This window comes from Microbacterium sp., assembly GCF_043427715.1.
Taxonomy (GTDB): Bacteria; Actinomycetota; Actinomycetes; order Actinomycetales; family Microbacteriaceae; genus Microbacterium.
Window position 1 is genome coordinate 23,984 of the sequence record NZ_JBHWTD010000003.1, and the last position, 25,013, is coordinate 48,996.

22 protein-coding genes are annotated in these 25,013 nt (G+C 70.5%); 11 read left to right on the forward strand and 11 right to left on the reverse strand.

What is annotated here, in order from left to right; translation table 11 throughout:
• Window positions 1–15 precede the first annotated feature (15 nt).
• The 4 genes from ACHFGS_RS00415 to ACHFGS_RS00430 are packed head-to-tail and all read left to right on the forward strand — an operon-like array spanning window position 16 to window position 2,381.
• Complete coding sequence (locus ACHFGS_RS00415) at window positions 16–720, forward strand: hypothetical protein (protein ID WP_394278341.1); 705 nt, start codon at window positions 16–18, stop codon at window positions 718–720.
• Window positions 720–1,355 (forward strand): DNA/RNA non-specific endonuclease, encoded by a 636-nt coding sequence (locus ACHFGS_RS00420; protein WP_394278342.1) that lies wholly within the window; start codon window positions 720–722, stop codon window positions 1,353–1,355. The genes ACHFGS_RS00415 and ACHFGS_RS00420 overlap by 1 nt, the downstream gene beginning before the upstream one ends.
• A 17-nt stretch (window positions 1,356–1,372) precedes the next feature.
• Entirely contained in the window at window positions 1,373–1,753 is a 381-nt protein-coding gene (locus ACHFGS_RS00425) for a hypothetical protein (protein ID WP_394278343.1), read from the forward strand.
• Between the two features lie 46 nt (window positions 1,754–1,799).
• Entirely contained in the window at window positions 1,800–2,381 is a 582-nt protein-coding gene (locus ACHFGS_RS00430; protein ID WP_394278344.1) for a hypothetical protein, read from the forward strand.
• A 15-nt stretch (window positions 2,382–2,396) separates the two neighbouring features.
• On the opposite strand, the gene ACHFGS_RS00435 is transcribed toward ACHFGS_RS00430, so the two are convergent.
• Entirely contained in the window at window positions 2,397–3,020 is a 624-nt protein-coding gene (locus tag ACHFGS_RS00435; protein ID WP_394278345.1) for a TetR/AcrR family transcriptional regulator, read from the reverse strand.
• Window positions 3,021–3,086: 66 nt separating this feature from the next.
• Between ACHFGS_RS00435 and ACHFGS_RS00440 the strand changes: the two genes are divergently transcribed.
• From ACHFGS_RS00440 to ACHFGS_RS00455, 4 genes are all read left to right on the forward strand, one after another.
• Entirely contained in the window at window positions 3,087–4,121 is a 1,035-nt protein-coding gene (locus ACHFGS_RS00440; protein ID WP_394278346.1) for an agmatine/peptidylarginine deiminase, read from the forward strand.
• The gene (locus ACHFGS_RS00445) at window positions 4,118–5,866 is read left to right on the forward strand and encodes an amidase (RefSeq protein ID WP_394289029.1); all 1,749 of its coding nucleotides are present in this window, start codon (window positions 4,118–4,120) and stop codon (window positions 5,864–5,866) included. The genes ACHFGS_RS00440 and ACHFGS_RS00445 overlap by 4 nt, the downstream gene beginning before the upstream one ends.
• Window positions 5,863–7,224 (forward strand): pyridoxal phosphate-dependent decarboxylase family protein, encoded by a 1,362-nt coding sequence (locus ACHFGS_RS00450; RefSeq protein ID WP_394289030.1) that lies wholly within the window; start codon window positions 5,863–5,865, stop codon window positions 7,222–7,224. Before ACHFGS_RS00445 ends, ACHFGS_RS00450 begins: the two co-directional genes overlap by 4 nt.
• A gap of 64 nt (window positions 7,225–7,288) precedes the next feature.
• A complete protein-coding gene (locus ACHFGS_RS00455; protein WP_394278734.1) occupies window positions 7,289–8,671 on the forward strand; it encodes an aspartate aminotransferase family protein in 1,383 nt (460 codons plus the stop codon).
• A gap of 116 nt (window positions 8,672–8,787) precedes the next feature.
• On the opposite strand, the gene ACHFGS_RS00460 is transcribed toward ACHFGS_RS00455, so the two are convergent.
• From ACHFGS_RS00460 to ACHFGS_RS00470, 3 genes are read right to left on the reverse strand one after another with little or no spacing between them, the layout of a single operon-like run.
• Entirely contained in the window at window positions 8,788–11,694 is a 2,907-nt protein-coding gene (locus tag ACHFGS_RS00460; RefSeq protein WP_394289031.1) for an FtsX-like permease family protein, read from the reverse strand.
• The gene (locus ACHFGS_RS00465; RefSeq protein WP_394279978.1) at window positions 11,694–12,410 is read right to left on the reverse strand and encodes an ABC transporter ATP-binding protein; all 717 of its coding nucleotides are present in this window, start codon (window positions 12,408–12,410) and stop codon (window positions 11,694–11,696) included. Before ACHFGS_RS00465 ends, ACHFGS_RS00460 begins: the two co-directional genes overlap by 1 nt.
• The gene (locus ACHFGS_RS00470; protein ID WP_394289032.1) at window positions 12,407–13,024 is read right to left on the reverse strand and encodes a PadR family transcriptional regulator; all 618 of its coding nucleotides are present in this window, start codon (window positions 13,022–13,024) and stop codon (window positions 12,407–12,409) included. The genes ACHFGS_RS00465 and ACHFGS_RS00470 overlap by 4 nt, the downstream gene beginning before the upstream one ends.
• Before the next feature lie 93 nt (window positions 13,025–13,117).
• Here ACHFGS_RS00470 and ACHFGS_RS00475 point away from each other — a divergent pair, with 93 nt between their 5' ends.
• The gene (locus ACHFGS_RS00475) at window positions 13,118–13,690 is read left to right on the forward strand and encodes a DUF1992 domain-containing protein (RefSeq protein WP_394279976.1); all 573 of its coding nucleotides are present in this window, start codon (window positions 13,118–13,120) and stop codon (window positions 13,688–13,690) included.
• Here ACHFGS_RS00475 and ACHFGS_RS00480 read toward each other — a convergent pair whose 3' ends face one another.
• Genes ACHFGS_RS00480 through ACHFGS_RS00500 form a run of 5 tightly spaced genes read right to left on the reverse strand, consistent with a single transcriptional unit; the run spans window position 13,691 to window position 20,182 of the window.
• Window positions 13,691–15,100: an amidase gene (locus ACHFGS_RS00480; protein ID WP_394289033.1), complete on the reverse strand. Its 1,410-nt coding sequence runs from the start codon at window positions 15,098–15,100 to the stop codon at window positions 13,691–13,693.
• Window positions 15,097–16,833, reverse strand: a complete 1,737-nt coding sequence (locus ACHFGS_RS00485) for a dipeptide ABC transporter ATP-binding protein (RefSeq protein ID WP_394279876.1) — start codon at window positions 16,831–16,833, stop codon at window positions 15,097–15,099. Before ACHFGS_RS00485 ends, ACHFGS_RS00480 begins: the two co-directional genes overlap by 4 nt.
• Entirely contained in the window at window positions 16,833–17,711 is an 879-nt protein-coding gene (locus tag ACHFGS_RS00490) for an ABC transporter permease (RefSeq protein ID WP_394279877.1), read from the reverse strand. The genes ACHFGS_RS00485 and ACHFGS_RS00490 overlap by 1 nt, the downstream gene beginning before the upstream one ends.
• Entirely contained in the window at window positions 17,711–18,643 is a 933-nt protein-coding gene (locus ACHFGS_RS00495; protein ID WP_394279878.1) for an ABC transporter permease, read from the reverse strand. Before ACHFGS_RS00495 ends, ACHFGS_RS00490 begins: the two co-directional genes overlap by 1 nt.
• A 33-nt stretch (window positions 18,644–18,676) precedes the next feature.
• Window positions 18,677–20,182: an ABC transporter substrate-binding protein gene (locus ACHFGS_RS00500; RefSeq protein WP_394279879.1), complete on the reverse strand. Its 1,506-nt coding sequence runs from the start codon at window positions 20,180–20,182 to the stop codon at window positions 18,677–18,679.
• 162 nt (window positions 20,183–20,344) lie between these two features.
• Here ACHFGS_RS00500 and ACHFGS_RS00505 point away from each other — a divergent pair, with 162 nt between their 5' ends.
• On the forward strand, window positions 20,345–21,088 hold the full coding sequence (locus ACHFGS_RS00505; protein ID WP_394279880.1) for a FadR/GntR family transcriptional regulator: 744 nt from the start codon (window positions 20,345–20,347) through the stop codon (window positions 21,086–21,088).
• Here the strand turns inward: ACHFGS_RS00505 and ACHFGS_RS00510 are convergent.
• Both ACHFGS_RS00510 and ACHFGS_RS00515 read right to left on the reverse strand, forming a co-directional pair.
• The gene (locus tag ACHFGS_RS00510; RefSeq protein WP_394279889.1) at window positions 21,072–22,037 is read right to left on the reverse strand and encodes a hypothetical protein; all 966 of its coding nucleotides are present in this window, start codon (window positions 22,035–22,037) and stop codon (window positions 21,072–21,074) included. The genes ACHFGS_RS00505 and ACHFGS_RS00510 overlap by 17 nt on opposite strands.
• A gap of 14 nt (window positions 22,038–22,051) precedes the next feature.
• Entirely contained in the window at window positions 22,052–23,371 is a 1,320-nt protein-coding gene (locus tag ACHFGS_RS00515) for an aspartate aminotransferase family protein (protein WP_394279881.1), read from the reverse strand.
• Between the two features lie 117 nt (window positions 23,372–23,488).
• Between ACHFGS_RS00515 and ACHFGS_RS00520 the strand changes: the two genes are divergently transcribed.
• Entirely contained in the window at window positions 23,489–25,009 is a 1,521-nt protein-coding gene (locus ACHFGS_RS00520; protein WP_394279882.1) for a PucR family transcriptional regulator, read from the forward strand.
• Window positions 25,010–25,013: the final 4 nt, after the last annotated feature.

Genomic DNA, 25,013 nt, shown 5'->3' on the forward strand with positions numbered 1-25,013 from the left:
CGGAGGAGGCGCGCCATGGGAATGATGTTGCCGAACGAGTTGGTCTGGGTGATGGAGAAGCTCGGTTTCGAGTGGCCCGACATCGACGAGGACGAAGTGCGCAAAGGCGCCGTCCTCCTGCGGACCTACGGCAACGACCTCGAGACCGTGATCCAGTCGGTGGACCGTGTCACGCACCAGGACGTCGCTCCCGCCCTGCGCGGTCAAGCCGGCCCCTCGACGATCAGCGCGTGGAACACGAACCGGTCGAGCAACCTGCAGAAGCTGGTCGACGTGATGCCTCCCGCAGCCAGTGCGATGGAGGTGGGAGCCGACGCGATCTTCGCCCTGAAGATGAAGGTGATCGTCGATGTCACCTCCACGCTGGCGACGCTCCTGCTGATGCTCACCAACCCGTTCACCGCCGCGGGTGCCGGGCCGATGCTGTTGATCAAGAAGAAGCTGCTGAACGCCGCCGTCGACATCGTCGTCGAACAGCTGCTCCTCCAACTCGCGCCGGCCGTCGTCGAACCGCTCTCGGAGCAGCTGCCCGCCCTGATCGACGCGATCCTCGATGCGCCGATGGTCGAAGGTGAGATCGGCGACTCCGACGAGTTCTACGCCGACCTCCAGGCGCTCGAGAACGCGCAGTCGGCGATGAATGTGCACGCCGCGGATATCGATCAGCTCACCTCGACCTTCTTCGCCGACTTCTCGGCACTCGACTTCGGAGGCGACTGATGAGCGCGCTCAAGCCCATATTCCGTGAGGTCCGGCAGGCCGGGGTGAAAGCCGCGGGCGACATGAAGGATCGGCTGCGCGGGGTGGCCGACAACCTCAGCACGCATGTGACCACGGTCGGGCGGCGCGTCGTCGATGAAGACCGGTTCGACGACGTGGTGACGCGGCGGGGAGGGAACAGCAAGACCACCCACTCCGACCCGTCGACGGGCCGACCGGTTCGCGAGAGCGGGATCATCCGGGAGGACTTCGGAAGCTCCACACGAGGCGACAATGCGACGGCCATCGGTCACCTCGGCCGCTCAGGGGACGACGGCGGACACATCGGTGCGCACCGGTTCTTCGGCGACACCCCCGATGAAGGGATCGTGCCGCAGGCTGCGAATCTCAACCGTGGGGCATGGAAGCGGATGGAGAACGAGTGGGCGAACTGGACGGCCAAGGGATACGAGGTCTCGTACGACATCGACGTCTATCCGCCCGGCGCGGTTCGCCCTGATAGCTTCGAAGTCACCTACACGGTGACCGACCCGTCCACCGGTACGGTTGCGTACCGGAACTGGCCGAGCTTCTGGAACGAGAGCGGCGAAGCCTTCGACGCGATTCACCCCCGCGACATGCCCGACCTCCCCTGATCCGCGAGGAAGCGAACATGACCACCGAGACGACCACCGATCTGCTCCGCGCACTCATCGAGCACATGCGTGGGGCACCCGAGAACTGGCGGACGCTGTCGATCGTCGTCGAGTTGCGTGACGGTCGCGTGGGCACGACATACGGATTCACCTATTCGCCGGACGGCGACGCCGCAGCGGTGGCCTCGCGGCCCTCCGGGATCCTGCCGGCCGTCCAGGCGTACCTCGCAGAGAAGTACGCCGACGACGCGCCCCAGCCCCTGAAGTTCCTCGTGCAGTTCAACCGAGACACCGGGGTCTACGAGGTCGTCTTCGAAGACACGGATGCCGAACGCTGGCGTGTCACTCCTGCGAACATCGACACCGCTCCGCAGGAGCTTAAGCCCGAGTTCGCCTGACCTGCCCGCCGAGTACTCGCTCCGCGCGGTGACGAGTGAGGGAGCGATGACCCCGCGATACATCTACGCCGACAAGATCGGCGCCGGTCCGGAGCATCCGACGAAGCGCTGGGGACTGTTCACGAACGAACTGTCAGCGGAGCAAGCTGCGGAGCGGTACGCGCTACCTCCGGAGCAGCGCGAAAACTGGTTCGGAATCGTGCAGGCGGTCGACGGCGAACGACCGAGCGCCTACCTGCAGATGTGCCCCCAGGCCAACGGCGTCACACTTCACACGCTCGATGAACACGGGCGAATCGCCGCGGCGTACTCGTGGGGCGCGTACTCGGACACCGAGGTCCACGCTGACGACGAACACCCGCGGCTGTTCCTGACGCAGATCATCGGGTACGTCTACCCCGACGGCGACCGCTTCATGGACAGATCGGAATCCGTCGGCAACGTGCGAATGGGGTTCTCCCCCGACGGCGACGGGATCGAAGAGCGCACCCTGAAGCAGGGGCCCGGCCAACCGGCATCCGTGGAGACACGTGAGTTCACCGACGTCGTCGTCTCCGGCAACTGGTTCGACGTGCCGGTCTTCGGCGACTGGGATGCCTTCTTCCACCCGACGCCCGACGAGGACTGACGCCCAGCCCACACCTCACGGGGTGAGCGTCGCGGCATCCACGCCGAGGAGACCCGCGAGCACGCGACGAGTGAGCTCCGCCCGCTCGGGGTGTTCGCGCCAGCGCACCAGGCCGTGCGCATCGAGGCCGTCGATCATGGCGAGCAGGTGCCACGCGATCGCGTCGGCATCGACCTCGCCGAACACCCCGGCATCCTGTCCGCGGCGGATCTCGTCGGCGATGGCCTGCTGCCACGCATCCATCTCGCGGCGCACGCGTTCGGCGAGGGCCTCGTTGCGGGCGCCGAGCCCCCACCCCTGCACCCACACGAGCGTCACCTCGCGGCGGGAGCCGTCGAGGACGATGTCGAGGAACCGACCGAGGCGCTGCGGCGCGGCATCCGTCCCGTCCAGGAGACCCACGACCTCGGCCAGCTCGGCTGCCACGATCTCGCCGAAGGTGTCGGCGACGAGGCGGTCCATGCCCTCGGCGTAGTGCGCCACGAGCGCGGGGGTCATGCCGGCGCGCGCCGCGACCGCGCGCAGCGTGACGGCCGACAGCCCCTCCTCGAGCGCGATCGCGCGGGCAGCGTCCGCGAGCTCGCTCCGGCGCACGGCCGGGCTCTTCCGGACCCGGCGGCCGGTTGACGTGTCACTCATGGACTCGGTAGCCTCCACCTATTGATCAACCGGTCAATAAGGTAGCGGAGCCCGGAGGAGAGCGCCATGGGCTGGCGGATGCCGAGCGAGACCGCTTCGCACACACGCACCTGGATGGCCTTCCCGCGCGAGGGCCTCACGCTCGGCGAGACCGCCGCCGAACGTGACGAGGGGTACGCGACGTGGTCGGCCGTCGCCGCCGCCGTCGCCGCCTTCGAACCGGTCACGATGGTCGTCGACCCCTCCGAGACCACCCGCGCCCGCCGCATGCTGCCGGGCGAGGTGGCCCTCCTCGAGGCCCCCGTCGACGAGTTCTGGATGCGCGACCACGGCCCCTCCTTCGTCGTCGACGACGAACGCCCCGGCGCGCTCGGCGCCGTCGACTGGATCTTCAACGGCTGGGGTGCACCCGACTGGGCGTCGTGGCAGGACTCCGCCGCCCATGCTCAGCTGATCGCGGCCGAGGTCGGCGCCGAGGTCGTGTCGTCGCTCCTCGTGAACGAGGGCGGCGGCATCCACGTCGACGGCGAAGGCACCGTGCTGCTCACCGAGACGGTGCAGCTCGACCCGCGCCGCAACCGCTACGCCGACCGCGCCCGCGTCGAGGCCGAGATGGCGCGCACCCTCGGCGCGACGCACGCGGTGTGGCTCAGCCGCGGCCTCACCCGCGATTACGACGACCTCGGCACGAACGGGCACGTCGACATCGTCGCCACCATCCCGTCGCCCGGGCGTCTGCTGCTGCACGACCAGCGCGACGCCTCGCACCCCGACTTCGCCGTCACCGCCGCGCTCCGCGCCGAGCTGACCGCGCAGACGGATGCCGCCGGGCGCCCCTTCGAGATCGTCGACCTCCCGGCGCCGGCGACCCTGACCGACGCGCACGGTCCCGTCGACTGGAGCTACGTCAACCACCTCGTCGTGAACGGCGGCGTCATCGCCTGCGGCTTCGGCGAGGAGCGAGCGGATGCCGCGGCTCGGGCCATCCTCGCCGACGCCTACCCGGGCCGCGAGGTCGTGACCGTCGACGCCCGAGGCCTGTTCGCCCGTGGCGGCGGCATCCACTGCATCACGCAGCAGCAGCCGGTGGTGACCGCGTGATCGACGTCACCGAGGCGTCCATCGCCGCCCTGCGCACGGCGCTGGAGTCGGGCGAGGCCACGGCCGTCCAGCTCGTGGAGTCCTACCTCGCACGCATCGACGCGTACGACGGGCCCGACACCGAGACGGCGCTGAACGCCGTCGTCGTGCGGAATCCCGACGCGCGCGCCGAGGCCGCGGCATCCGATGCCCGTCGCGCCCGCGGCGAGACGCTCGGACCGCTCGACGGCATCCCGTACACGGCGAAGGACAGCTACCTCGTGCGCGGGCTCACCGCCGCCGCCGGGTCCCCCGCCTTCGCCGACCTCGTCGCGCAGCGCGACGCGTTCACGATCGAGCGCCTGCGGGCGGGCGGCGCGATCTGCCTCGGGCTGACGAACATGCCGCCGATGGCCAACGGCGGCATGCAGCGCGGCCTGTACGGCCGGGCCGAGAGCCCCTACAACGCCGACTACCTGACCGCCCCGTTCGCGTCGGGCTCGTCGAACGGCTCGGGCACCGCCACCGCCGCGAGCTTCGCGGCGTTCGGTCTCGGCGAGGAGACCTGGTCGAGCGGCCGCGGACCCGCGTCGAACAACGCGCTGTGCGCCTACACGCCCTCCCGCGGGGTCATCTCGGTGCGCGGCAACTGGCCGCTCGTGCCGACGATGGACGTCGTCGTGCCACACACCCGCACGATGGCAGACCTCCTCGCAGTGCTCGACGTGATCGTCGCCGACGATGCCGAGACGCGCGGCGACTTCTGGCGCGTGCAGCCGTGGGTGCAGATCCCCGCGGCCTCCGCCGTGCGCCCCGCGTCCTACCTCGCCCTCGCGGGGGACGCGTCGGTGGCCGGGCGACGCCTCGGCATCCCGCGCATGTACATCGGCGCCGACCCCGACGCGGGGACCGGCACCGGCATCGGCGGCCCCACCGGCGAGCGCATCGAGACCCGCCCGTCCGTGCTCGCGCTGTGGGAGGCGGCCCGCGCTGACCTCGAAGCGGCCGGTGCGACGGTGGTCGAGGTCGACTTCCCCGTCGTCTCAGAGTACGAGGGCGACCGCGCCGGCGCCGGGACGATCGCGACCCGCGGCCGGGTGAGCCCGGCCTACCTCCGCCGCGAGATCGTCGACCTGTCGGCGTGGGCGTGGCAGGACTTCCTCCGCGCCAACGGCGACCCCGCGCTCGACTCACTCGCCGGCGTCGACGGCGCCACGATCTTCCCCGCACCTCCGGGCGCGCTCCCCGACCGCTACACCGGGTTCGACGACGACATCGCCGAGTACCCGGACTGGGTGCGCCGGCACCCGGATGCCACGCTCGCCGACATGCCCGAACTCGAAGACGGCCTCCGCGGCCTCGAGCGCACCCGCCGCGAAGACCTCGAGGAATGGATGGACGCCCTCGGCCTCGACGCCGTCGTCTTCCCCGCCGTCGCCGACGTCGCCCCCGCCGACATGGAGGTGAACCCGGCCTCGGCCGACCTCGGGTGGCGCAACGGCACCTGGGTCGCGAACGGCAACCTCGCGATCCGCCACCTCGGCATCCCCACCGTGACCGTGCCGATGGGCACGATGACCGACACCCGGATGCCGGTGGGTCTTACCTTCGCCGGCCGCGCCTACGACGACGCGGCGCTCCTCCGCCTGGCATCCGCCTTCGAAGCGCTCCGACCACGGCGGACCGCTCCCGACCGCACACCCCCGCTCCCCGCCGCGACGCCTCTCGGCGGCGGCGCCCCCACTCCCGAGGAGGACCCGCGATGACGACCCCCGCGCGCATGCACGATGTCACCGACGAGACCCGCCAGATCGTCGATCTCGTACTCGACTACTCCCGCCACCGCCTGCTCACCGGCGACAACCCGCTCGACAAGCCGCTGCCCCCGGCCGAGCTCGCCCGTCTCGCTGGCCCCACCATCACCGATGCCGGCATCGGCGCGCGGAAGGCTCTCGGCGTCTTCGAGCACGTCCTCGCCCCCGCGTGCATCACGACGGACGATCCGCGCTACCTGTCGTTCATCCCGAGCGCGCCGTCCAAGGCCGCCGCGGCGTTCGACCTCGTCGTCTCAGCGAGCGCCCTCTACGGCGGTTCCTGGCTCGAGGGCGCGGGAGCGGTGCACGCCGAGAACGAGGTGTTGCGCTGGCTCGCGAACGAGTTCGGTCTGCCCGCCGGGGCAGGCGGCGTCTTCGTCCAGGGCGGCACCCTCGGCAACCTGTCGGCCCTCGTCGCCGCACGGGAGACGGCGCGTGACCGCGGCATCCGTCCCGATCGCTGGCGCGTCGTGTGCTCGGCGGAGGCGCATTCCTCGATCGCGTCGGCGGCGCGGGTGATGGATGTCGAGGTCGTGCCGGTGGCGCCCGACGCCGGCGGCGTCCTCCGCGGCGACGCCGTGCGCGCCGCCCTCGCCGAGCACGGCGACAGCGTCTTCGCCGTCGTCGCCACGGCCGGTTCCACGAACTTCGGCATCGTCGACGACGTGGCATCCATCGCCGCCGTCACCCGCGAGGCGGGCGTGTGGCTGCACGTGGACGGCGCCTACGGGCTCGCGGCGATGCTCTCCCCCTCCGCGCGGGCGCACTTCGCGGGAGTCGAGCAGGCCGACTCGCTCATCGTCGACCCGCACAAGTGGCTGTTCGCCCCCTTCGACGCGTGCGCCCTCATCTACCGCGACCCCGAGCTCGGCCGCCGCGCGCACACGCAGCACGCCGAGTACCTCGACACCCTCACCGAGACGAGCGACTGGAGCCCGTCGGACTTCGCCGCGCACCTGACCCGTCGCGCCCGCGGGCTGCCGCTGTGGTTCTCGCTGGCCACGTACGGGGCGGCCGTCTACCGCGACGCGATCACGTCGTCGATCGAGCTGGCGGCACGCATCGCCGACGAGATCGAGACGCGAGACGAGCTCGAGCTCGTCCGCCGGCCGCAGCTCGGCGTGGTCGTCTTCGAGCGCAAGGGCTGGGAGAAGGCCGATTACACCCGCTGGTCGGCGGCGCTCCTCGACGACCAGCACGCCTTCGTGACCCCGTCCAGCCACGCGGGGCGCACCAACGCCCGCTTCGCGATCCTGAACCCCCGCACGCGTTTCGAGGACCTCACCGGGATCCTATACACGATGCGCTGACACGATGCGCTGACACGATGCGCTGAGACCTGCTCCACCCGACCCGCCCGCTCTGGAGGACCCCATGACCCGAACCGACGCCGACCTGCAGGAGATGGCCCGCGACCACCTCTGGCTCCACTTCGCCCGCCAGTCCGCGATGACCGAGGGCCCCGGGGTCCCCATCATCACGACAGGCGAGGGCCACCACATCTGGGACTCATCCGGCAAGAAGTACATCGACGGGCTGTCGGGACTGTTCGTCGTCGCCGCCGGGCACGGCCGGAAGCGCCTCGCGCAGGCCGCCGCCCGACAGGCCGAGGAGCTCGCATTCTTCCCGCTCTGGTCGTACGCGCACCCGTCCGCGATCGAGCTCGCCGACCGCATCGCGGAGCTCGCCCCCGGCGACCTCAACCGCGTGTTCTTCTCCACGGGCGGCGGCGAGGCCGTCGAGACCGCCTTCAAGCTCGCCAAGCAATACTGGAAGCTGCAGGGCAAACCCACCAAGCACAAGGTCATCTCGCGGTTCATCGCCTACCACGGCACCCCGCAGGGCGCCCTCGCGATCACGGGCCTCCCGGGCATGAAGTCGATGTTCGAGCCGGTGACCCCGGGCGGCTTCCGCGTGCCGAACACCAACTGGTACCGCGCCGGCGAGCAGGGTTTCACCGGCAGCACGCCCGAGGAGTACGGCGTGTGGGCGGCCGACCGCATCGAGGAGATGATCCTCTTCGAGGGCGCCGACACGGTCGCCGCCGTCTTCCTCGAGCCGGTGCAGAACTCCGGCGGCTGCTTCCCCCCGCCGCCGGGATACTTCCAGCGCGTGCGGGAGATCTGCGACCGCCATGACGTGCTGCTCGTCTCCGACGAGGTCATCTGCGCGTTCGGCCGCCTCGGCGAATACTTCGGCGCCGACGCGTACGGGTATCAGCCCGACATGATCACGTTCGCCAAGGCCGTCACGAGCGGCTACGCACCGCTGGGCGGCACCATCATCAGCGACCGCATCCACGAGCCGTTCGCGCACGGCGCGGCATCCTTCCCCCACGGCTACACGTTCGGCGGGCACCCCGTCTCGGCCGCCGTCGCGCTGGAGAACCTGGCGATCTTCGAGGAGGAGAAGCTGCTGCAGAACGTCCGCGAGAACTCGCCGGTGTTCCGGTCGACCCTCGAGAAGCTCACCGACCTGCCGATCGTCGGCGATGTGCGCGGCGACGGCTACTTCTTCGGCATCGAGCTCGTCAAGGACAAGGCGACCAAGACGACGTTCGACGACGACGAGTCGGAGCGACTGCTCCGCGGCTTCCTGTCGAAGGCCCTCTTCGACGCGGGACTGTACTGCCGCGCCGACGACCGCGGCGACCCCGTCATCCAGCTTGCCCCGCCGCTGACGATCGGCCCGAGCGAGTTCGACGAGATCGAGCAAATCCTGCGGAGCGTCCTCAGCGAGGCCTGGACGCGGCTGTAGCCGGAACGCGCGGCATCCCCTCGCGAGAAACCATCGGACGCGCGAGAAACCACTCCCGCACTGGTTTCTCGCGCAGGGGTGGTTTCTCGCGGATGCCGGCGCCGCGGACAGTCAGCTCACGCGATGACCGCGCGTCGCGTGAGCTCGGGGGCGCGCGGCGGAACGAGCCAGTTCACCGCGGCGATACCGAGGGGCAACGCGATCCCGACCACCGCCAGCAGCAGCCACGGGATATCCGCGAGGTCCATCGTCCCCTGCCAGGCGGTCTGCGACTGCAGCCAGAACCCGATCGGCGGAAGGATGCCGGCGGCCGCACCCGCAAAGGTGCCGAAGCCGGCGATCACGAGGCCCTGCCAGAAGCCGACGCGCCGGCGCAGACCTCGCGTCCCCCCGACGGCGGCGAGTGTCGCATCGTCGGGTCGACGTTCGAAGCGGGCGAGGCCGAGGGCGACGGCGCTCGCGCCGACGACGAGCACGGCGACCGCCACGAGCAGGGGCACCAGCCAGGACTCCGGACCGGACGGGCCCGACTCAACCCAGCCGCTCACGCCGTACTCGTCGGTGCCGGCCCCCTCGAGCAGAGCGTAGAACCGGTCGAGATCGCCCTGATCGGGCGGGTCGGGGAAGGTTCCGTAGAGTGCGCGGGCGACGACCGCCAGCCCCACGGACCGAGCGGTCTCGGGAGAGACGGCCACCGTGATCCCCGACTGCGGCGCGTCGACCACGATCGCATCGAGCCTGCGTTCCCAGGCCGGCCGCTCGACCTGCACCGGCTCGGCGGCGTCCTGCCCGTTCCCCGGGCCGCCGAACGACGCCGCGAAGCGGGGCAGGTTGTCGTAGGCGCCGCCGAACATCCACTGCCGCTCCGTCCAGGCGCCCACGGTGATCGTGCCGTCCGAGACGAGGCCGTCATCGACCACGAGCGCCCCGCCTGCGAGGTAGGCCTGGCGCTGCGCCGCGGTGAGTTCCACGCCGGTGGCGAGTTCGATGCCGTCGACGTCGACGACCGTGATGTTGTTCTGCGAGTCCTCGAACTCGGACCACCCGTACCCCTGCAGCCCGGCCTCCTCGCCGCGCTGCGTCAAGACGGTTTCCGGGAACAGCGCCGTCGCTCGTACCCGGTCCGCGGGGATCTCCGCAGCCGTTTCGGCCCAGTACGACTCCTGGCGGAACACCGTCGTCGCCTCGTCCACTCCCGCCGCTGACAGGGCGTCCTCCGCGGCCGCCGCGGCACGGTCGGCGGTGTCCGCCGTGAGGGGCTCCTCGGTCGTCGGGTACAGCGAGACGTTCGCCGTGCCGACGGGGGCGCTGTAGGTGTAGTCCCGCGCGGACTGCGCGACCGACATGGTCCCGAGCCCCACCGCGAAGACGCCGACGAACACGGTCGCGCCGATGGCGGCGAACGCCGGGACGGTGCGCGCGCTGTTCGCGACGGCGTCGCGGGACGCGATCCGCGCGGCGATGCCGAGCGTCGACAACGCGCGCGAGCTCAGCCAGAGCAGCCACCGGCCCGAGATGAGGATGCCGATCTGCGCGAGGATCGGGCCGCCTATGATGCCGGCGGTGGGCAGCCACCGCAGCGGTGAGTCGTAGGCCAGCTCGGTGTTCACCGCCACCGCGCCCGCAGCGATCCCACTGACGATCGTGACCGCCACCCCGACGAGGAGCAGGAGCGAGCCCCAGAGCGGCCGCGCCGCGGTGACCTTCTGTGGCCGACGCGCACCACGGAGCGCGCTGATCGTGTCGGACCTCCCGACTCCGCGGGCGGGTATGAGCGCGGATGCCGTGCCGACGAGCACCGCGAAGACGAGGATGCCGACCAGCAGCAGCCACGGCACATGGAAGCCCCAGAACATCGTGGCGGAGCCGTTGTCGGTGATCGCCATGACGAGTGCGCCGAGCCCCACGCCGGCGGCGATACCCACGCCGCCGGCGATGAGCCCCAGCACGGTGCCCTGGAGGAGCACCGTGCGCCTGAGATCCTTCGCGTCCGCGCCGACGCTCGCGGCGATCGCGAGCGCGCGCTGCTGCCGCCGGGCGCTGACGGCGAAGGCCGCACCCGCGAGCATGACCACCATGTAGGCGGCGGCGACACCGCCGGCGCCGAGCCCTGCGGCGAGCCCCAGCAGATTCATGAGCTGCTGCGAAGCGGCATTGATGTACGTCTGGCCGTCGGGCAGCTGGAACGGCGGCGGATCGAGCACCACCTCACGTGAGTAGCCGACGATCCCTGCGTCGTTGAGTGCCTGAACCGCCGGCCAATCGAGCGCCAGACCGGGGAGATACCACTGCGCCGCGTCGAAGCGATCAGCGTCGAAGAACGCGACCGCGGTGTGGTCGTCCGCGAGCACGGCGGCGTCGAAGACTCCCGTGATCGCGAACACCTCCCCCGAGCCGGCGAGCACGAGGTCGCCGCCGATCCGACCGTCGATGCGGTCGAGCGTCGCCGCCGTCACGAGCACCTCATCGGATGCCGCGGGGGCGCGCCCGTCGATCAGTGAGAATCGTCCGTCGAAGCGGGGGTCCCACACCGACCCGGCCCACGCAGACACCATCCCGATGCCCTCGGCGGTCTCGATGCGCTCGTCACCCTCCGAGATCGGGATCACTTCGGTGCCGGCGGGAAGCGCGCTGATCGGATCGGCGGGGATCGCCCCTTCGGGGACCTCGGACGACATGTCGGTGCCGTATCCGGTCCACCACACCTGGTCGGGAACCTGCCAGAAGTCCTCACCGGGCACCCCGGCGGGCTGGACCCACGCCTCCATGCGCCCGAGCTCGACGGCCACGCGCTCCTCAGTCGAACCGATCATGCTCGCGACGTACACCGCGACGCCCGCCATCCCGGCGATCGGCAGCGCGATGAGCGTCATGATGAGCAGTGACGACACCCACGTCCGCCGCACCTGCCGGCGCGCGATCCGCGCGGACACCCGGAACCGCGCCGAACGCGACCGCTTCGACGGTTGCACGCGCGTCTGGGGCGCGGCATCCGTTCGACGCCGCTCCTGCACCTCGGTCATCACGCCTCCGTGAGCAATGCGTCGGCATTCGCGCGGCGCGACTCGTCGACGATGCGGCCGTCGCGCAGGAACACGATCCGGTCGGCCCACGCCGCGTGCCGGGCCTCGTGGGTGACGAGGATGCCGGCTGCGCCCTGGTCGACACGGGTGCGCAGCATCTTCATGACCTGCTCCCCCGTTACCGAGTCGAGCGCACCGGTCGGCTCGTCGGCGAGGATCAGTCGGCGCCCGCCGACGACGGCCCGCGCGATCGCGACGCGCTGCTGCTGTCCGCCGGACAGGTCATCGGGGAACGAGGCGAGTTTGTCCTCGAGCCCCACCGAGGCGAGCGCATCCCGACCCGCACGGTGCGCCGCCCGCGCCCGGAAGCCGTCGAGCTCCAGCGGCAGCGTCACGTTCTCGAGTGCCGTGAGGGTCGGGATGAGATTGAAATCCTGGAAGACGAAGCCCAGCGAGCGCCGCCGCAGCTGCGCGAGGTCGCGAGCGGATGCCGTGGACAGGTAGGCCCCTTCCACGATCACCTCGCCGCCGGTCGGCCGCTGGAGTCCGCCGGCGATCGAGAGCAGGGTCGATTTTCCGGAGCCGGAGGCTCCCATGATCGCGACGAGCTCACCCTTGTCGACGGTGAGGTCGACGCCGGACAGCGCCGACACGCTGGTCTCGCCTTCGCCGTAGTGCTGCGTCACCCCAACGAGCTGGAGCACCGGCTCGCTCACCGGACCGCCTCCGCCGCGTCCGTGGCATCCGCCTTCGCCGGCCGACCCCGTTTGGGCTTCTCAGACGCGAGCTCGAGGCCCATCGTGTGGTGCGGGTGCAGCGCGAGGCGCTGCTCGGTGTGGTCGAGCCAGCGCACCTCGGCCTCGGCCGCGAAGATCATCGAGTCGACGACGAGCGACCATGCGAGCTCTTCGGGCCCGTCCGGGTTCGCGCCGGCGTACTTGGCCCGGTTCAGTTCCTGGAGCTGCCGCAGGGACGCGCTGCGCTGGGTCTGGATGACCGCGGCCAGGTCGATGCCCGGGAGGGTGGCGGCGATGGCCAGCTTGATCGCGAGCTCGTCGCGGGTGCCCTGTGCCCGCTCGACGGGGGCGCCGAGCCAGGCGCGCACCTCGGCCGAACCGGCATCCGTGATCTGCCAGTAGACGTGACCCTGCTCGTCGACGTCGCCCTTCTCGACGAGGCCGTCACGTTCCAGACGGTCGAGGGTGTTGTAGATCTGACCCACGTTGAGGGGCCAGGTCGACCCCGTGCGGCGATCGAACTCCGCGCGCAGCTGGTAGCCGTAGCAGGGACCCTGATTGAGAATCGCCAACAGGCTCTGACGTACGGACACGGGGTCTCCTCGCTGCATACCGGGTATGTGTTTTCCGAGTATATGCATACCGGGCAACGCGATGGCAAGCCCCGCGCGTCATACGCTGGATTAATGGTCGATGACCACGAGGCTAAAGACGCGCGGCTCGAGGCCGCCCGCTACCGGGTGCGCCGCGATCTCGGCGAGACCGACGATGTGGATGCCGCGGCCTCGAACACCGGCACCCCGACCGCGCACGAGCGCGCGCTCTACGTCGAGACCGTCATCCAGCAGGCGATCCGCCGCAGCGAGTTCGACGACCTGCCGGGCGCCGGCAAGCCGATCGAGGGACTCGGCACCTCGCACGACCCGGACTGGTGGATCCGGCGGAAGATCCAGACCGAGCAGCTCTCCGGACTCGGCCCTCCGGCGCTGCGACTGCGCGTCGAGCACGCCGCGTTCGAGGCGCACGTCGACGCGATGACCCGCGCGGAGGACGTCCGCGCCTACACCGAGGACTTCACGCGCCGCGTCGTCGAGGCCCGGCGGCAGCTCGAGGGCGGGCCGCCCGTCGTGACGCCGACGCGCGATCCGGATGCCGAGGTCGCCGCGTGGCGCGCACGGCGCGCGGCGCGGACCGCGGCATCCGCTCCTCCGACGGAGCCCGACCGTCCCCCGCGCCGCTGGTGGCGCCGCGGGCGGTGATCAGTCCGCGTCGGGGAACAGCGGCACAGCGGATGCGGGGCGCCGACCCTCGTACCACGCGGTCAGCTGCAGCGTCTCGAGGTCCGCGAACCGTCGACCCGACACCTGCAGGCCGATCGGACGACCGTCGGCGGTGAACCCGGCGTTGACCGACGTTGCCGGCTGTCCCGACATGTTGTACGGCAACGTGAAGCCGATGTGCGCCATCTGGACGTCCGCGTCGAAACCCCACGGCATCGGCCACTCGGCGGGGAAGGCGGCCATCGGCGCGACGGGCGACAGCACCGCATCGAAGTTCTCGGTCGCGGCCACGGTGCGCCGCTGGAGCTCGGCGAACGTCTCGTACGCCTCGAGGACGCGGCGTCCGTTGACATCCGCTCCGCCATAGACCCATTCGGTGATGTAGGGGAGGACGCGCGCCTTGGCCTCGGTGGGCAGAGCGACGAAGGTGCGCCAGAACCGGACGCGCCAGAAGTCGTCGATGTCGCGGAGGATCCCCTCGTGGATGAAGGGCTCGAGCACCGTGACCTCTGCCCCGGCATCCGCGAAGACCGCTGCGGCGTCCTCAACGGCGGCGCGCACCTCGGGATCGACGGCGATGCCCGCACCCGCATCCAGGTGGAGGGCGATACGGCGGCCCTGGACATCGGTGTCGAGATCGGTCCAGTCGATCGCAGCCGGCGGCAGCGCGGTGTAGTCGCGGGAATCGAAGCGGCCGACGCTCGTCATGGCTAGGGCGAGGTCCGCCACGGTGCGTGCCATGGGGCCCGCCGAGCGCCCGAAGTACGGGTTGTCGAGCGGGATCCGACCATTACTGGGCTTGAATGCCGCCGTCCCCGTCCACGCGGCGGGCAAGCGCACGGAACCTCCGATGTCGGTGCCGAGGTGGATGACGCCGAAGCCTGCCGCGGCGGCCGCACCCGCGCCCGAGCTCGATCCACCGACCGTCCACTCGGGGTTCCACGGACTGCGGGTGATTCCCGACAGACTGGACACACCCGACGAGAGCATCCCCCAGTCCGGCATCGTGGTGGAGCCGACGATCACGGCGCCGTCCTCGGTCAGACGCTCGACGACCGGCGAGTCGCGGTCGACAAGGACGGCCGGGTTCCCCGCGACGCCGGCACGCGCAGCGATGCCGACGCGCGCGAAGTTCTCCTTTACCGTCACCGGGACCCCGTCGAGGGGTCCGAGCGCCTGCCCGGCCCGCCAGCGCCCCGTGCTCGCTGCCGCTGCCGCGCGGACCGCGTCGGGATCGAGATCGGTGAACGCGTTGATGACCCCGTTGCGCGCCTCGATGTCGGCGAGGATCCGATCGGCGACCTCCGACGGCGTGGTCTCGCCGGCCGCATAGGCGGCGGCGAGCGCCGCCCCCGTCATCGTCGTGGTGTCAGCGGGGGTGGTGGTCATCGCATCTCCTGGATGTGGCTGATGGTGGGGGTCGCGTCGATGAGGGCGCGGGTGTACTCCTCGCGCGGATCGCGGTACACGGACTCGGTCGGCCCCTGCTCAACGATGCGCCCGGAGCGCATGACCGCGACCCGATCGCACAGGTACCGCACGACGTGAAGGTCGTGCGAGACGAACACGAGGGTGAGCCGGTACTCCTCGACGAGGTCGGCGAGCAGGTTGAGCACCTGGGCCCGCACCGAGACGTCGAGCGCGCTGACCGGTTCGTCGGCCACGAGGATGCGCGGCCGACAGACGAGGGCGCGGGCGATCGAGACGCGTTGGCGCTGGCCCCCCGAGAACTGGTGAGGGAAGCGTTCGAGGGCGTCCTGCGGAAGCCCGACCGCGTCGATCATCTCGGCCACCGCGGCGGCGCGATCGCGCGCGGACATCGCCGTCCCACCCTCGAGATTGGCGGCGTTGAGCAGTGGCTCGGCGACGATGTCGCGGATACGCATACGCGGATTCAACGACGCCATCGGGTCTTGGAACACGATCTGGAGATTGCGCCGCAGAGCCGCGAGATCCGTCGATCTCGGTCGCACGAGGCTGCGCCCCGCGACGTCCAGGCTGCCCGATGTCGGCTGGTCGAGGCCGGACAGCAGGCGCAGGAGTGTCGACTTGCCCGAACCCGACTCGCCAACGATGCCGAAACGATCGCCGGCCTGCACAGAGAACGAGACGCCGTCGAGCGCCTTCACCTCGCGCCGCGGCGCGCGGAGTGAGGTGCGCGCCGAGCGGTACACCCGGGTCAGGTCCTCCGCCGCAACCACCGTCTCGGCGGCCAACTCGACCGCGATGCGGTCCATCCTCGGAACCGCGTGACCCGGCAGGTAGTCGCCGGCGGACGCCACGGTGAACAACCGCCCGTTCCGGTCGGTGGCGGCGAGATCGGATGCCGCGAGCAGCCCCTTCGTGTACGGGTGCTGCGGACGGGTGAAGATCTCATCGATCGTGCCGCGTTCGACGACGCGCCCGTTGTTCATGACGAGCACCCGGTCGCAGGTCTCGCCGACGACGGCGAGGTCGTGAGTGATGAACAGCAGCCCCGCGTCCCGCCGTGAGACGGTGGAGATGACGAGGTCGAGCACCTGCTTCTGCACCGTGACGTCGAGGGCGGTGGTCGGCTCGTCACAGACGAGCAGCCCGGGGTCGTTCGCGAGGGCGATCGCAAGCACGACGCGCTGCCGCTGCCCCCCGGACAGCTGATGCGGGTACGCACGGGCCGCCTCGGCGGGAGAGGGGATGCCGACGTCCGCCAGCAGCTCGAGTGCGCGCGCGTCCGCGGCCCGCCGCCCGGGCTGGGTGCCGTGGATGAGCATGCTCTCGGCGATCTGCGCCCCGACCTGCATGAGCGGGTTGAGTGCCGTCATCGGCTCCTGGAAGACCATCGCGGCGCGCGACCCGCGGATGCCGGCGAGTTCGCGTTCGCCGCGTCCGATGAGATTGCGCTCGTCGTCGGCGAGCAGGACGGTCCCGGACGCCTGCAGCGAGTCGGGCAACAGCCCCATCACAGCGAGGGAGGTGAGGGACTTGCCCGAGCCGGACTCGCCGATCAGACCGACGCGCTCGCCGCGCTCGATGTGGAACGAGAGGTCCGAGATGAGCTCGCGGTCGCCGGAGCGGACGCTGAGGTTCTCGACGTCCACCGCCCGGGTGGCGGCGGGGGCGCGAAGCGGGGTGGTGAGGGACATCAGCGGCTCCGGAGCTTCGGGTCGAGACGGTCCCGCAGGCCGTCGCCGAACAGGTTGAAGGCGAGCACCGCGATCGCGATGGCGATGCCGGGGAAGATCGCGAGGTAGCTCGCCGAGGCGAGGAACTGCTGCGAGTCGAGCAGCATCCGTCCCCACGACGGGGTTGGCGGCATCGTCCCCAGTCCGAGGAAGGACAGTCCCGCCTCGGCGAGGACGGCGATGGCGACGTTGACCGAGCACTGGACGATCAACATCCCGCCGATGTTCGGGAGGACGTGACGGACGGCGATGGCGAATCCGCTGCGGTTGGCGGCGCGGGCAGCGAACACATAGTCCATCGACATGACCTGCATCGTGCCGGCGCGGGCGACGCGGGCGAACGCGGGCGCCGACCCGATGCCGAGAGCGATCATCGCTGTCACGGTGCCACCGCCGAAGACGGCACCGAAGACGATGGCCAGGAGGAGTCCCGGGAACGCCATGAGGACGTCACTGCCGCCCATGATCCAGGCACCCAGACGCTGCGGGCGCATGCCGGCCAGGATGCCGAGCGGTGCACCCAGCACGAGGCCGATGGCGACGGCGATCGTGCCTACGAGCACCGTGATCTGCGCACCGGCCATGATCTGCGAGAGGACGTCGCGACCGTACCGGTCGGTGCCCATCCAGTGCTCCGCCGACGGCGGCTGCAGGCGATCGGCGGCGACGGCGAACTCAGGGTCGTACGGCGTCCAGACGAGGGAGACGAGCGCGGTCGCGACGACGAGCACGATCAGCGCGCCACCCACGACGAGGCCGGGCTCGAGCGGTCGCCTGCGGGCGCGGACGGGCTCGGCGGTCACGGCCGCAGCGGGGACGGGGGTCAGCGTGGTGGTCATCATGCCCTCCGGAGCCGGGGATCGATCGAGGTGTAGGCCACGTCGACGAGGAAGTTGATGAGGATGACGGCGAGTACGAGCAGCAGGACGACGCCCTGGACGGCGAGTAGGTCGCGATTGCCGACGGCGTCGACCAGGTAGCTGCCGAGACCCGGGATGGCGAAGACACGCTCCACGACGACAGCACCGATCAGCAGGCCGGCCAGCTGCACGCCGACGACCGTGAGCACGGGGACGGCCGCGTTCTTCAGGCCATGCCGCACCAGCGCTGAGTTCGCCGTCAGCCCCTTCGCGCGTGCCGTGCGGAGGAAGTCCTCCCGCTGGATCTCGAGGACCGCCGAGCGCACGTACCGGGTGAGGATTGACGCTTGCACGGTGGCCAGCGCGATCACGGGGAGAGTCGCATAGCGCCCGAACTCGGGTCCCCACTGCCATCCGCCCGAGGGCAGCAGGCGCAGATTGATCGCGAAGACCATGATGAGCAGCATCCCGACCAGGAAGCTCGGGAGCGCGACGCCGATCTGCGACAGTCCCGAGATGGCGCCGCCCGTCGCCTTGCCGTGCCGCATCGCAGCGAGGGTGCCCAGCGGCACGGCGATGACGAGTGCAAGGAGCATCGCGAGGGCGACGAGCACCACCGTCACCTGAGCGCGCTCGGCGATGACCGGACCGATGGGCGTCTGCGTGACGTAGGAGACCCCGAAGTCGCCCCCGAGCGCCTTGCCCACCCAGGAGAGGTACTGCTCCCAGAGCGGGGCGGTGGTTCCGTTCGCCTCGCGCCAGGCGGCGAGCTGTTCGTCGGTGGCATCGATCCCGAGGGCGACCGTGGCCGGGTCTCCGGGCATCACGCGCAGGAACAGGAAGACCAGCAGTGTGGATACCCACACGGTGGCCAGGAACGTCCCGGCGAGTTTGAGAAGACGGATGGGCACGATCGCCCCCTTTCAGGATCGGATGCGGCGGGGTCAGCGCCAGGCGAGACCGGTCAGATCGAGTGACTCGGTGACGGCGTTCGCGGCGATGCCGTCGAGGTCGGCGTCGGCGACCACGATGTTCGGGAAGAGGAACAGCGGAACCGAGGCGACCTGCTCGGCCGTGATCCTCGCGACATCCTTCATCCCGGCGATCCACTCCTCGGTGGTCCCCGCGTCGGCGGCTGCCGCGATCGGCGCGATCTCGGAGTTGTCGAACCCGATGTAGTACTCGGGGTCGTTGAAGGTCGGCAGGATGTCCCGCGGCTCGACAGAGAGGATGACGGTCATCTCGTAGTCGTCGTTGGTGAAGACCTCGTCGAGCCAGACGGCCGGGAACTCGAGGGTCTCGATGGTGGCCGACACGCCGATCTCCGCGAGCTGGGACACCACGACCTCCGACACGGCGGTCGCGTAGGGGCGGGTCGGGACCTTGAACGTCACCGACAGGTCCTCGGCGCCGGCCTCGGCGAGCAGCTCGCGCGCCTTGTCGGGGTCATACGGGTACAGGTCGTTGAGGTCCTCGTAGTACGGATCGGTCGGCGGGACCATCGCCCCGATGAGCTCGCCGTATCCGGCCCACGCCGCGTCGAGGACCGCCTGACGGTCGATGCCGTAGGCCATCGCCTGGCGAACCCGCAGATCGTCGAAGGGAGCGGCCTGGTTGTTCAGGGCGAGCAGGATCTCACCGTTGGAGGTGCCCTGGATCACCTGGAAGTCCGGATTGGTCTCGAACTGCGAGATGAGGTCGGGAGCCTGCATGTTGAAGAGCATGTCGACGTCGCCGGCGCTCAGCGCATTCGTGCTCGTCACGGCATCGGCGAAGTAGCGGAGCGTGACGTCGGTGACGGCGACCTCGTCACCCCAGTAGTCGTCGCGCGCCTCGAGCGAGATGTGATCGCCCTGCACACGCTCCGTGATCACGTACGGGCCGGTGCCGACGGGTGTGTTGGCGAGGTCGTCCACGCCGCTCTCGTCGAACATCGCACCGACGCTGCCCGTCATCGAGTAGAGCCACGTATTGCTCGGAGTCGTCAGGACGACGCGTGCCTCGGTCGGCGAGACGACCTCGACGTGATCGAGCACCGCCATCTTCGCCTGGTTGATCGTCCAGTCGGTCGCGACGCGCTCGAGCGAGAACTTCACATCGTCCGCGGTGAACTCGGCACCGTTGGAGAAGGTGACTCCCTCCTGGAGGGTGAAGTCGTACGTCAGGCCGTCCTCACTCACGGTGTAGTCGGTCGCGAGCTGCGGGACGATCTCGCCGTCCTGGTCGAGGGTGACGAGGTTTTCGTAGACGTTGTTGAGCAGGACCTGAGGGATGGCTGCGCCGGACGTCGTGGTCATGTCGAGGTTGGCGGGCTCGCCGGTCAGTCCGATGACGACCGCGGGGTCGGGCGTACCGGACTCGGAGCTGGCAGGCGCGCACGCGGTGGCGACGAGCGCCACTGCGGCGGCGCTGACGACGACCGCGAGCAGGCGGCGGGGGGAGGGGATCACGGGGTCTCCAGAGCTGTGAGGGGTTTCGGGAAAGTTCGTGGTGCTGGGTTACTGGTCTGACCAGTTACCGTGACGATAGGATCGCGCCACAGGACGAAGCAAGCCAGGAAACAGGATGTTTACGTGGCGCTTCACGGCGTTCACAGACCGAAGGAGGGCGGGGTGTCGTTCACTCCGGTGCACAAGGTGAGCGCCTACGAAGCGATCGTCGAGCAGATCGAGTCGGCGATCGAGAGCGGGCAGTTCCTCCCCGGCGACCGACTCCCCGGGGAGCGCAAGCTCATGGCGGATTTCTCGGTCAGCCGCGCCACCATCCGCGAAGCTCTGCGCGTCCTCCAGGCGACCGGGGTCATCGAATCACGCCCGGGAGACCCCCGCGGGCCCGTGATCTCCGCGTTCTCCCCGAGACTGCTCGAGAAGTCGCTCTCGCAGATCTCACGGCACGGTGGCAGTAGTCGCGTCGAGCTGCTGCAGTTCCGCCTCTTCCTCGAGGGGAGCTCGGCACACCTGGCCGCCCTGCACCACTCCTCGGAGCAGCTCGCCGAGATCTCGGACGCATGGACGGAGATGCGTGACACCGTCGAGTCGGGCGAGCTCCACGACTACCCCGCCCGGGTCCGGCGCTACCACGACGGCATCCGAACGGCATCCGGCAACCGCCTCCTGGCCGCATGTGGAGGTGTCATCTCGGACATCATGGGCGACCTCATGGCCCGTCGTATCGACGAGGACCACGATGCGGAGGCACTGCTGCGTCGGGCCGTCACGGACGGTGCCGTGTCCCTGGAGCGGATCCGCGAGCGGGACGCCTCCGGAGCCCGTGCCGCGCACGCGGCGGGGATCTTCCGGTTCTACGAGGGGTCGCTCAGCGCGAGCGAGCAACAGTCGCTCAACGCACTGGTGTGAGCAGAGGGCGAGACGCCGCGAGCTCCCGCAGCGCGGCTGCGATCGCTCCCTGCCGGAGATCGCCGCCTCGGGCGGCGCGCGCCGCGAGGTCCCAGGCCCGGGTGACCAGACTCGCGGCGCCCTCGGTGCTCGTCGCGAACGCGCCCGCCCGTGCGACGAGATCGGGCACGACGGGGATCCCCCGATAGGCGAGCGCCACCTCGGCGACGGAGGAGACGGCGCCGCTCGCCGCCTCGACAACCGCGCGGGCGCGCACGGCATCCGCGTGTTCGTGCGTCAACGCTCGGTCGCCGCCCGCCAGCAGAAGGACGTCCAACGGCAGACGACAGAGGTCGCGGGTGACGCCGGATGAGGCCCCGATCCCGACCGCGACGAGCCCGCGGACGAGCGCCTGAGCCGTCCCGCCGAGACCCTGTACAGCGACCCGGGCGCGATCGGGCGCAATGGAACCCTGTTGCAGTCGGCGCATCGTCGCGGCGACCAGGCCGTCGACCTCCTGCGCTGCCGAAGGAGCCGGCGCCACTCCCTCCATCGCGAGGTCGTGGGTGCCCAGCATCCGAGGATCGACGTCGATCGAGATCTCCTCGACGCCGGAGACCGCGCCGACGAGCGCACGGCGCCACGTCTGCTGAAGTGCCCGCGCACGCGTGTCGTCCAGCGTCGCGCCCCGCCGGACGAGCGGCGTTCCGCGCACAGCACCGTCGCCGTAGACCACGCGATGGACCATCACCCGCCGCGTCGACCCGTCGCGCATCGCGACGACCTGAGGCGCCGATTCCTCGTGGGACGGGCAGAGGACCGCCTCGACATCCGTCCCGTCGAGCCCGACACCGATGCCGGCGCGCAGGGCCTGCCGACGCACGTCCTCCCACGCCGAGCCCGCGAAACCCTCCCGATGTCCGCGCGCGGCGAGGACGGATGCGGGGGCCCCGATCAGACCTGCGCGCATGTCCACGTCGCGCCTCACCCCGCCACGGACGTCAGCGCGGCGTCGAGGATCTCGAGACCGCGACGGGCGTCGTCGTCGGTGATGATGCAGGGAGGGACGACGTGGATGCGGTTGTCGGCGGTGAAGGGCAGCAGGCCGCGGGTCATGAGGTCCTTTTTGAGCGCGCCGATCACGGGGGGAGCGACCGGTTCGCGGGTCACGGGGTCGGCGACCAGTTCGAGCGCCCAGAACACACCGTCCCCGCGGACCTCTCCGATGATCGGGTGCTTCTCCGCCAGGGCACGCAATCCCGGGCCGAGGACGTCGTCCCCGACACGGCGGGCGTTCTCCACGATCCCCTCCTCCCGCATCGCGTCGATCGTCGCGACCACGGATGCCGCTGCGAGGGGATGCCCCGAGTACGTGAGCCCGCCGGGGAACACCCGGTCATCGAAGGTCTTCGCGATCTCGTCCGAGATGATGACGCCGCCGATCGGGACGTACCCGGAGTTCACGCCCTTCGCGAACGTGATTAGGTCCGGGACCACGCCGTGGGCCTCGAACGCGAACCACCGGCCCGTCCGGCCGAACCCGCTCATCACCTCGTCCAGGATGAGCACGATCCCGAACTCATCCGCCAGCTTCCGCACGCCGGCGAGGTACCCCGGCGGGGGGACCATCACACCCGCCGTCCCCGGCACCGACTCCAGCAGGATCGCCGCGATCGAGGACGGACCCTCCGCCTCGATCACCCGACGCAGGTGATGCAGTGCGCGCGCGCACTCCTCCTCGGGGGTCGTCGCCCAGAACTCCGAGCGGTACAGGTACGGGCCGAAGAAGTGCACGTGCCCGCGGGCGTACTCGTTCGGGATGCGGCGCCAATCCCCCGTCGCGACGATCGCCACGCCCGTGTTGCCGTGGTAGCTGCGGTATTGGGAGAGCACCTTGTCGCGACCCGTGTGCAGGCGCGCCATCCGGATCGCGTTCTCGTTCGCATCCGCCCCACCGTTGGTGAAGAACACCTTCGAGAAGCCCTCCGGCGCGAGATCCACGATCCGCTTCGCCGCCTCCGCGCGCGTGCTGTTCGCATGGGCGGGGGCGACCGTCGCCAGGATGCCCGCCTGCTCCTGGATGGCGGCGACCACGGCCGGATGCTGGTGCCCGATATTGACGTTGACGAGCTGGCTCGAGAAGTCGAGGTACTCGGTGCCCTCGGCATCCCACACCGTCACGCCGGAGCCACCCGCGATCGGCAACGGGTTCAGTGATCGCTGCGCCGACCAGGAGTGGAACACGTGGGTGCGATCGGCTTCCGCGATGTCGGCGTTCCGGACAGACGGGTCGGGAATGGTCATGAGCTCCTCCAAACGGGATGGTCCCCTCATGCTGACGCGGCAGGCCGATGGTTTAGCCTGCCGTTATGTCCCCCGCTCGCCGCGTCGATCAACGTTCTGTCACCCGAGGATGCGCTCGTGCCCGCTGATCTGCGCTCGGTGTTGAGCAACCGCCAGTTCGAGATGCGGACGCTCACCCCGCTGACCGATGAGGCCCTCGACCTCCCGCTTGCGTGGGCGCACAGCAGCGACCTGCCCGATCCGACGCCGTGGCTCCAGCCCGGCGGGCTCCTCCTCACCGACGGCGCACAGTTCCTGCCCGCCCAGGACGTCGATCCGGGCGGATACGTCGCCCGCCTGGCGGCGCACGGCGTCGCCGCCTTAGGCTTCGCCGTCGGCATCCTCCACGATGCCGTCCCGTCCCGCCTCGTCGCCGCCTGCGCGTCCACCGGGATGCCGCTGCTCGAGCTGTCGGCACGCACCCCCTTCATGGCCGTGATCCGACACGTCGCGGACGCCTCGGCCGCAGACGAGCGGGAGAACCTGGAACGCTCGCTCGTCGCGCATCGTCGTGTCGCCCGTGCGGCGCTGCGCCCCGACGGCCTGAACGAGATCCTCCGCGAGCTCGAACGCGGGCTCGACTGCGGAGTCCGCCTCTTCGATGCCTCCGGGACGGTGGTCGAAGTCCCGAGCACACGTGGCTTGTCGACGGATGCGGAGGGTGGCGCCGCCGATGCGGCCGCAGAACTGCTCGCGCGCGGCCGCGCGGCATCCGCTCGCCTCCTCGCCGCCGACGGTGGCGCGATCACGCTGCAGACGATCGGGCGCGAAAACGGGCTGCGCGGTGTCCTCGCGGTCGAGACGAGCGTGGCGGGGTACGACGCGGCCGCCAAGGACCTCATCGACAGTGTCATCGCCCTCGCGAGCATCGCGCTAGAGCAGAACCGCACGCTCGATCAGGCTCGCCGACGCCTGCGCTCCGGCATCCTGGAGCTGCTCCTGGCCGGTGTGACGGACGTGGCGGGGCGGACCGTGCACCACCTCTGGGGCGATCTGCCGTCCGGGCCGGTGCATGTCGCACGGCTTACGCCCGGCACCGGCGGGACGGCGGCCGCGAATCCGCTCCTCGCGGCGCTGGAGGTCGCATCGGACGCGCAGCCCGGCGCGATCTTCTTCGCGGAGGGCGAGGACGGGATCGTCGCCGTCATCTCGACGGACGCGCAATCGACGCTCCGCCAGCTGGTCTCCCGTCGCGGTGCCCGGATGGGGCTGTCGAGTGCGATCCCATGGCCTCGACTGGCCGAAGGGATGTCGGAGGCCCGACGCGCGGCGGAGCGCACCTCCGACAGGCGGCCAGTGGTGATCTTCGACGAATTGGCGGACACCGGCATCCTCGGCCACCTCGAACAGACGCGCGCCCACCAAGTCGCGCGGCGGATGCTCGAGCCGATCGCGGGGGATGCTCGACTGCGCGAGACCCTCGCGGTGTGGCTGAGCCACAACGGCGCGTGGGGTCCCGCCGCCGACGCCCTCGGCGTGCATCGCCACACGCTCCGCAGCCGGGTCGACCATGCGGCGACCCGGCTGGGACTCGACCTCGACGGCTTCGGCGACCGCGCCGAGCTCTGGCACGCGCTGCAGCTGACCGCCGACGACTGAGGCG

Bases quoted from the DNA above. Each gene is read 5' to 3' on its own strand.
- ACHFGS_RS00415 (WP_394278341.1), top strand. From the start codon at position 16: ATGGGAATGATGTTGCCGAACGAGTTGGTCTGGGTGATGGAGAAGCTC.
- ACHFGS_RS00420 (WP_394278342.1), top strand. From the start codon at position 720: ATGAGCGCGCTCAAGCCCATATTCCGTGAGGTCCGGCAGGCCGGGGTG.
- ACHFGS_RS00425 (WP_394278343.1), top strand. From the start codon at position 1,373: ATGACCACCGAGACGACCACCGATCTGCTCCGCGCACTCATCGAGCAC.
- ACHFGS_RS00430 (WP_394278344.1), top strand. From the start codon at position 1,800: ATGACCCCGCGATACATCTACGCCGACAAGATCGGCGCCGGTCCGGAG.
- ACHFGS_RS00435 (WP_394278345.1), bottom strand. From the start codon at position 3,020: ATGAGTGACACGTCAACCGGCCGCCGGGTCCGGAAGAGCCCGGCCGTG.
- ACHFGS_RS00440 (WP_394278346.1), top strand. From the start codon at position 3,087: ATGGGCTGGCGGATGCCGAGCGAGACCGCTTCGCACACACGCACCTGG.
- ACHFGS_RS00450 (WP_394289030.1), top strand. From the start codon at position 5,863: ATGACGACCCCCGCGCGCATGCACGATGTCACCGACGAGACCCGCCAG.
- ACHFGS_RS00455 (WP_394278734.1), top strand. From the start codon at position 7,289: ATGACCCGAACCGACGCCGACCTGCAGGAGATGGCCCGCGACCACCTC.
- ACHFGS_RS00460 (WP_394289031.1), bottom strand. From the start codon at position 11,694: ATGACCGAGGTGCAGGAGCGGCGTCGAACGGATGCCGCGCCCCAGACG.
- ACHFGS_RS00475 (WP_394279976.1), top strand. From the start codon at position 13,118: ATGGTCGATGACCACGAGGCTAAAGACGCGCGGCTCGAGGCCGCCCGC.
- ACHFGS_RS00480 (WP_394289033.1), bottom strand. From the start codon at position 15,100: ATGACCACCACCCCCGCTGACACCACGACGATGACGGGGGCGGCGCTC.
- ACHFGS_RS00485 (WP_394279876.1), bottom strand. From the start codon at position 16,833: ATGTCCCTCACCACCCCGCTTCGCGCCCCCGCCGCCACCCGGGCGGTG.
- ACHFGS_RS00490 (WP_394279877.1), bottom strand. From the start codon at position 17,711: ATGACCACCACGCTGACCCCCGTCCCCGCTGCGGCCGTGACCGCCGAG.
- ACHFGS_RS00510 (WP_394279889.1), bottom strand. From the start codon at position 22,037: ATGCGCGCAGGTCTGATCGGGGCCCCCGCATCCGTCCTCGCCGCGCGC.
- ACHFGS_RS00515 (WP_394279881.1), bottom strand. From the start codon at position 23,371: ATGACCATTCCCGACCCGTCTGTCCGGAACGCCGACATCGCGGAAGCC.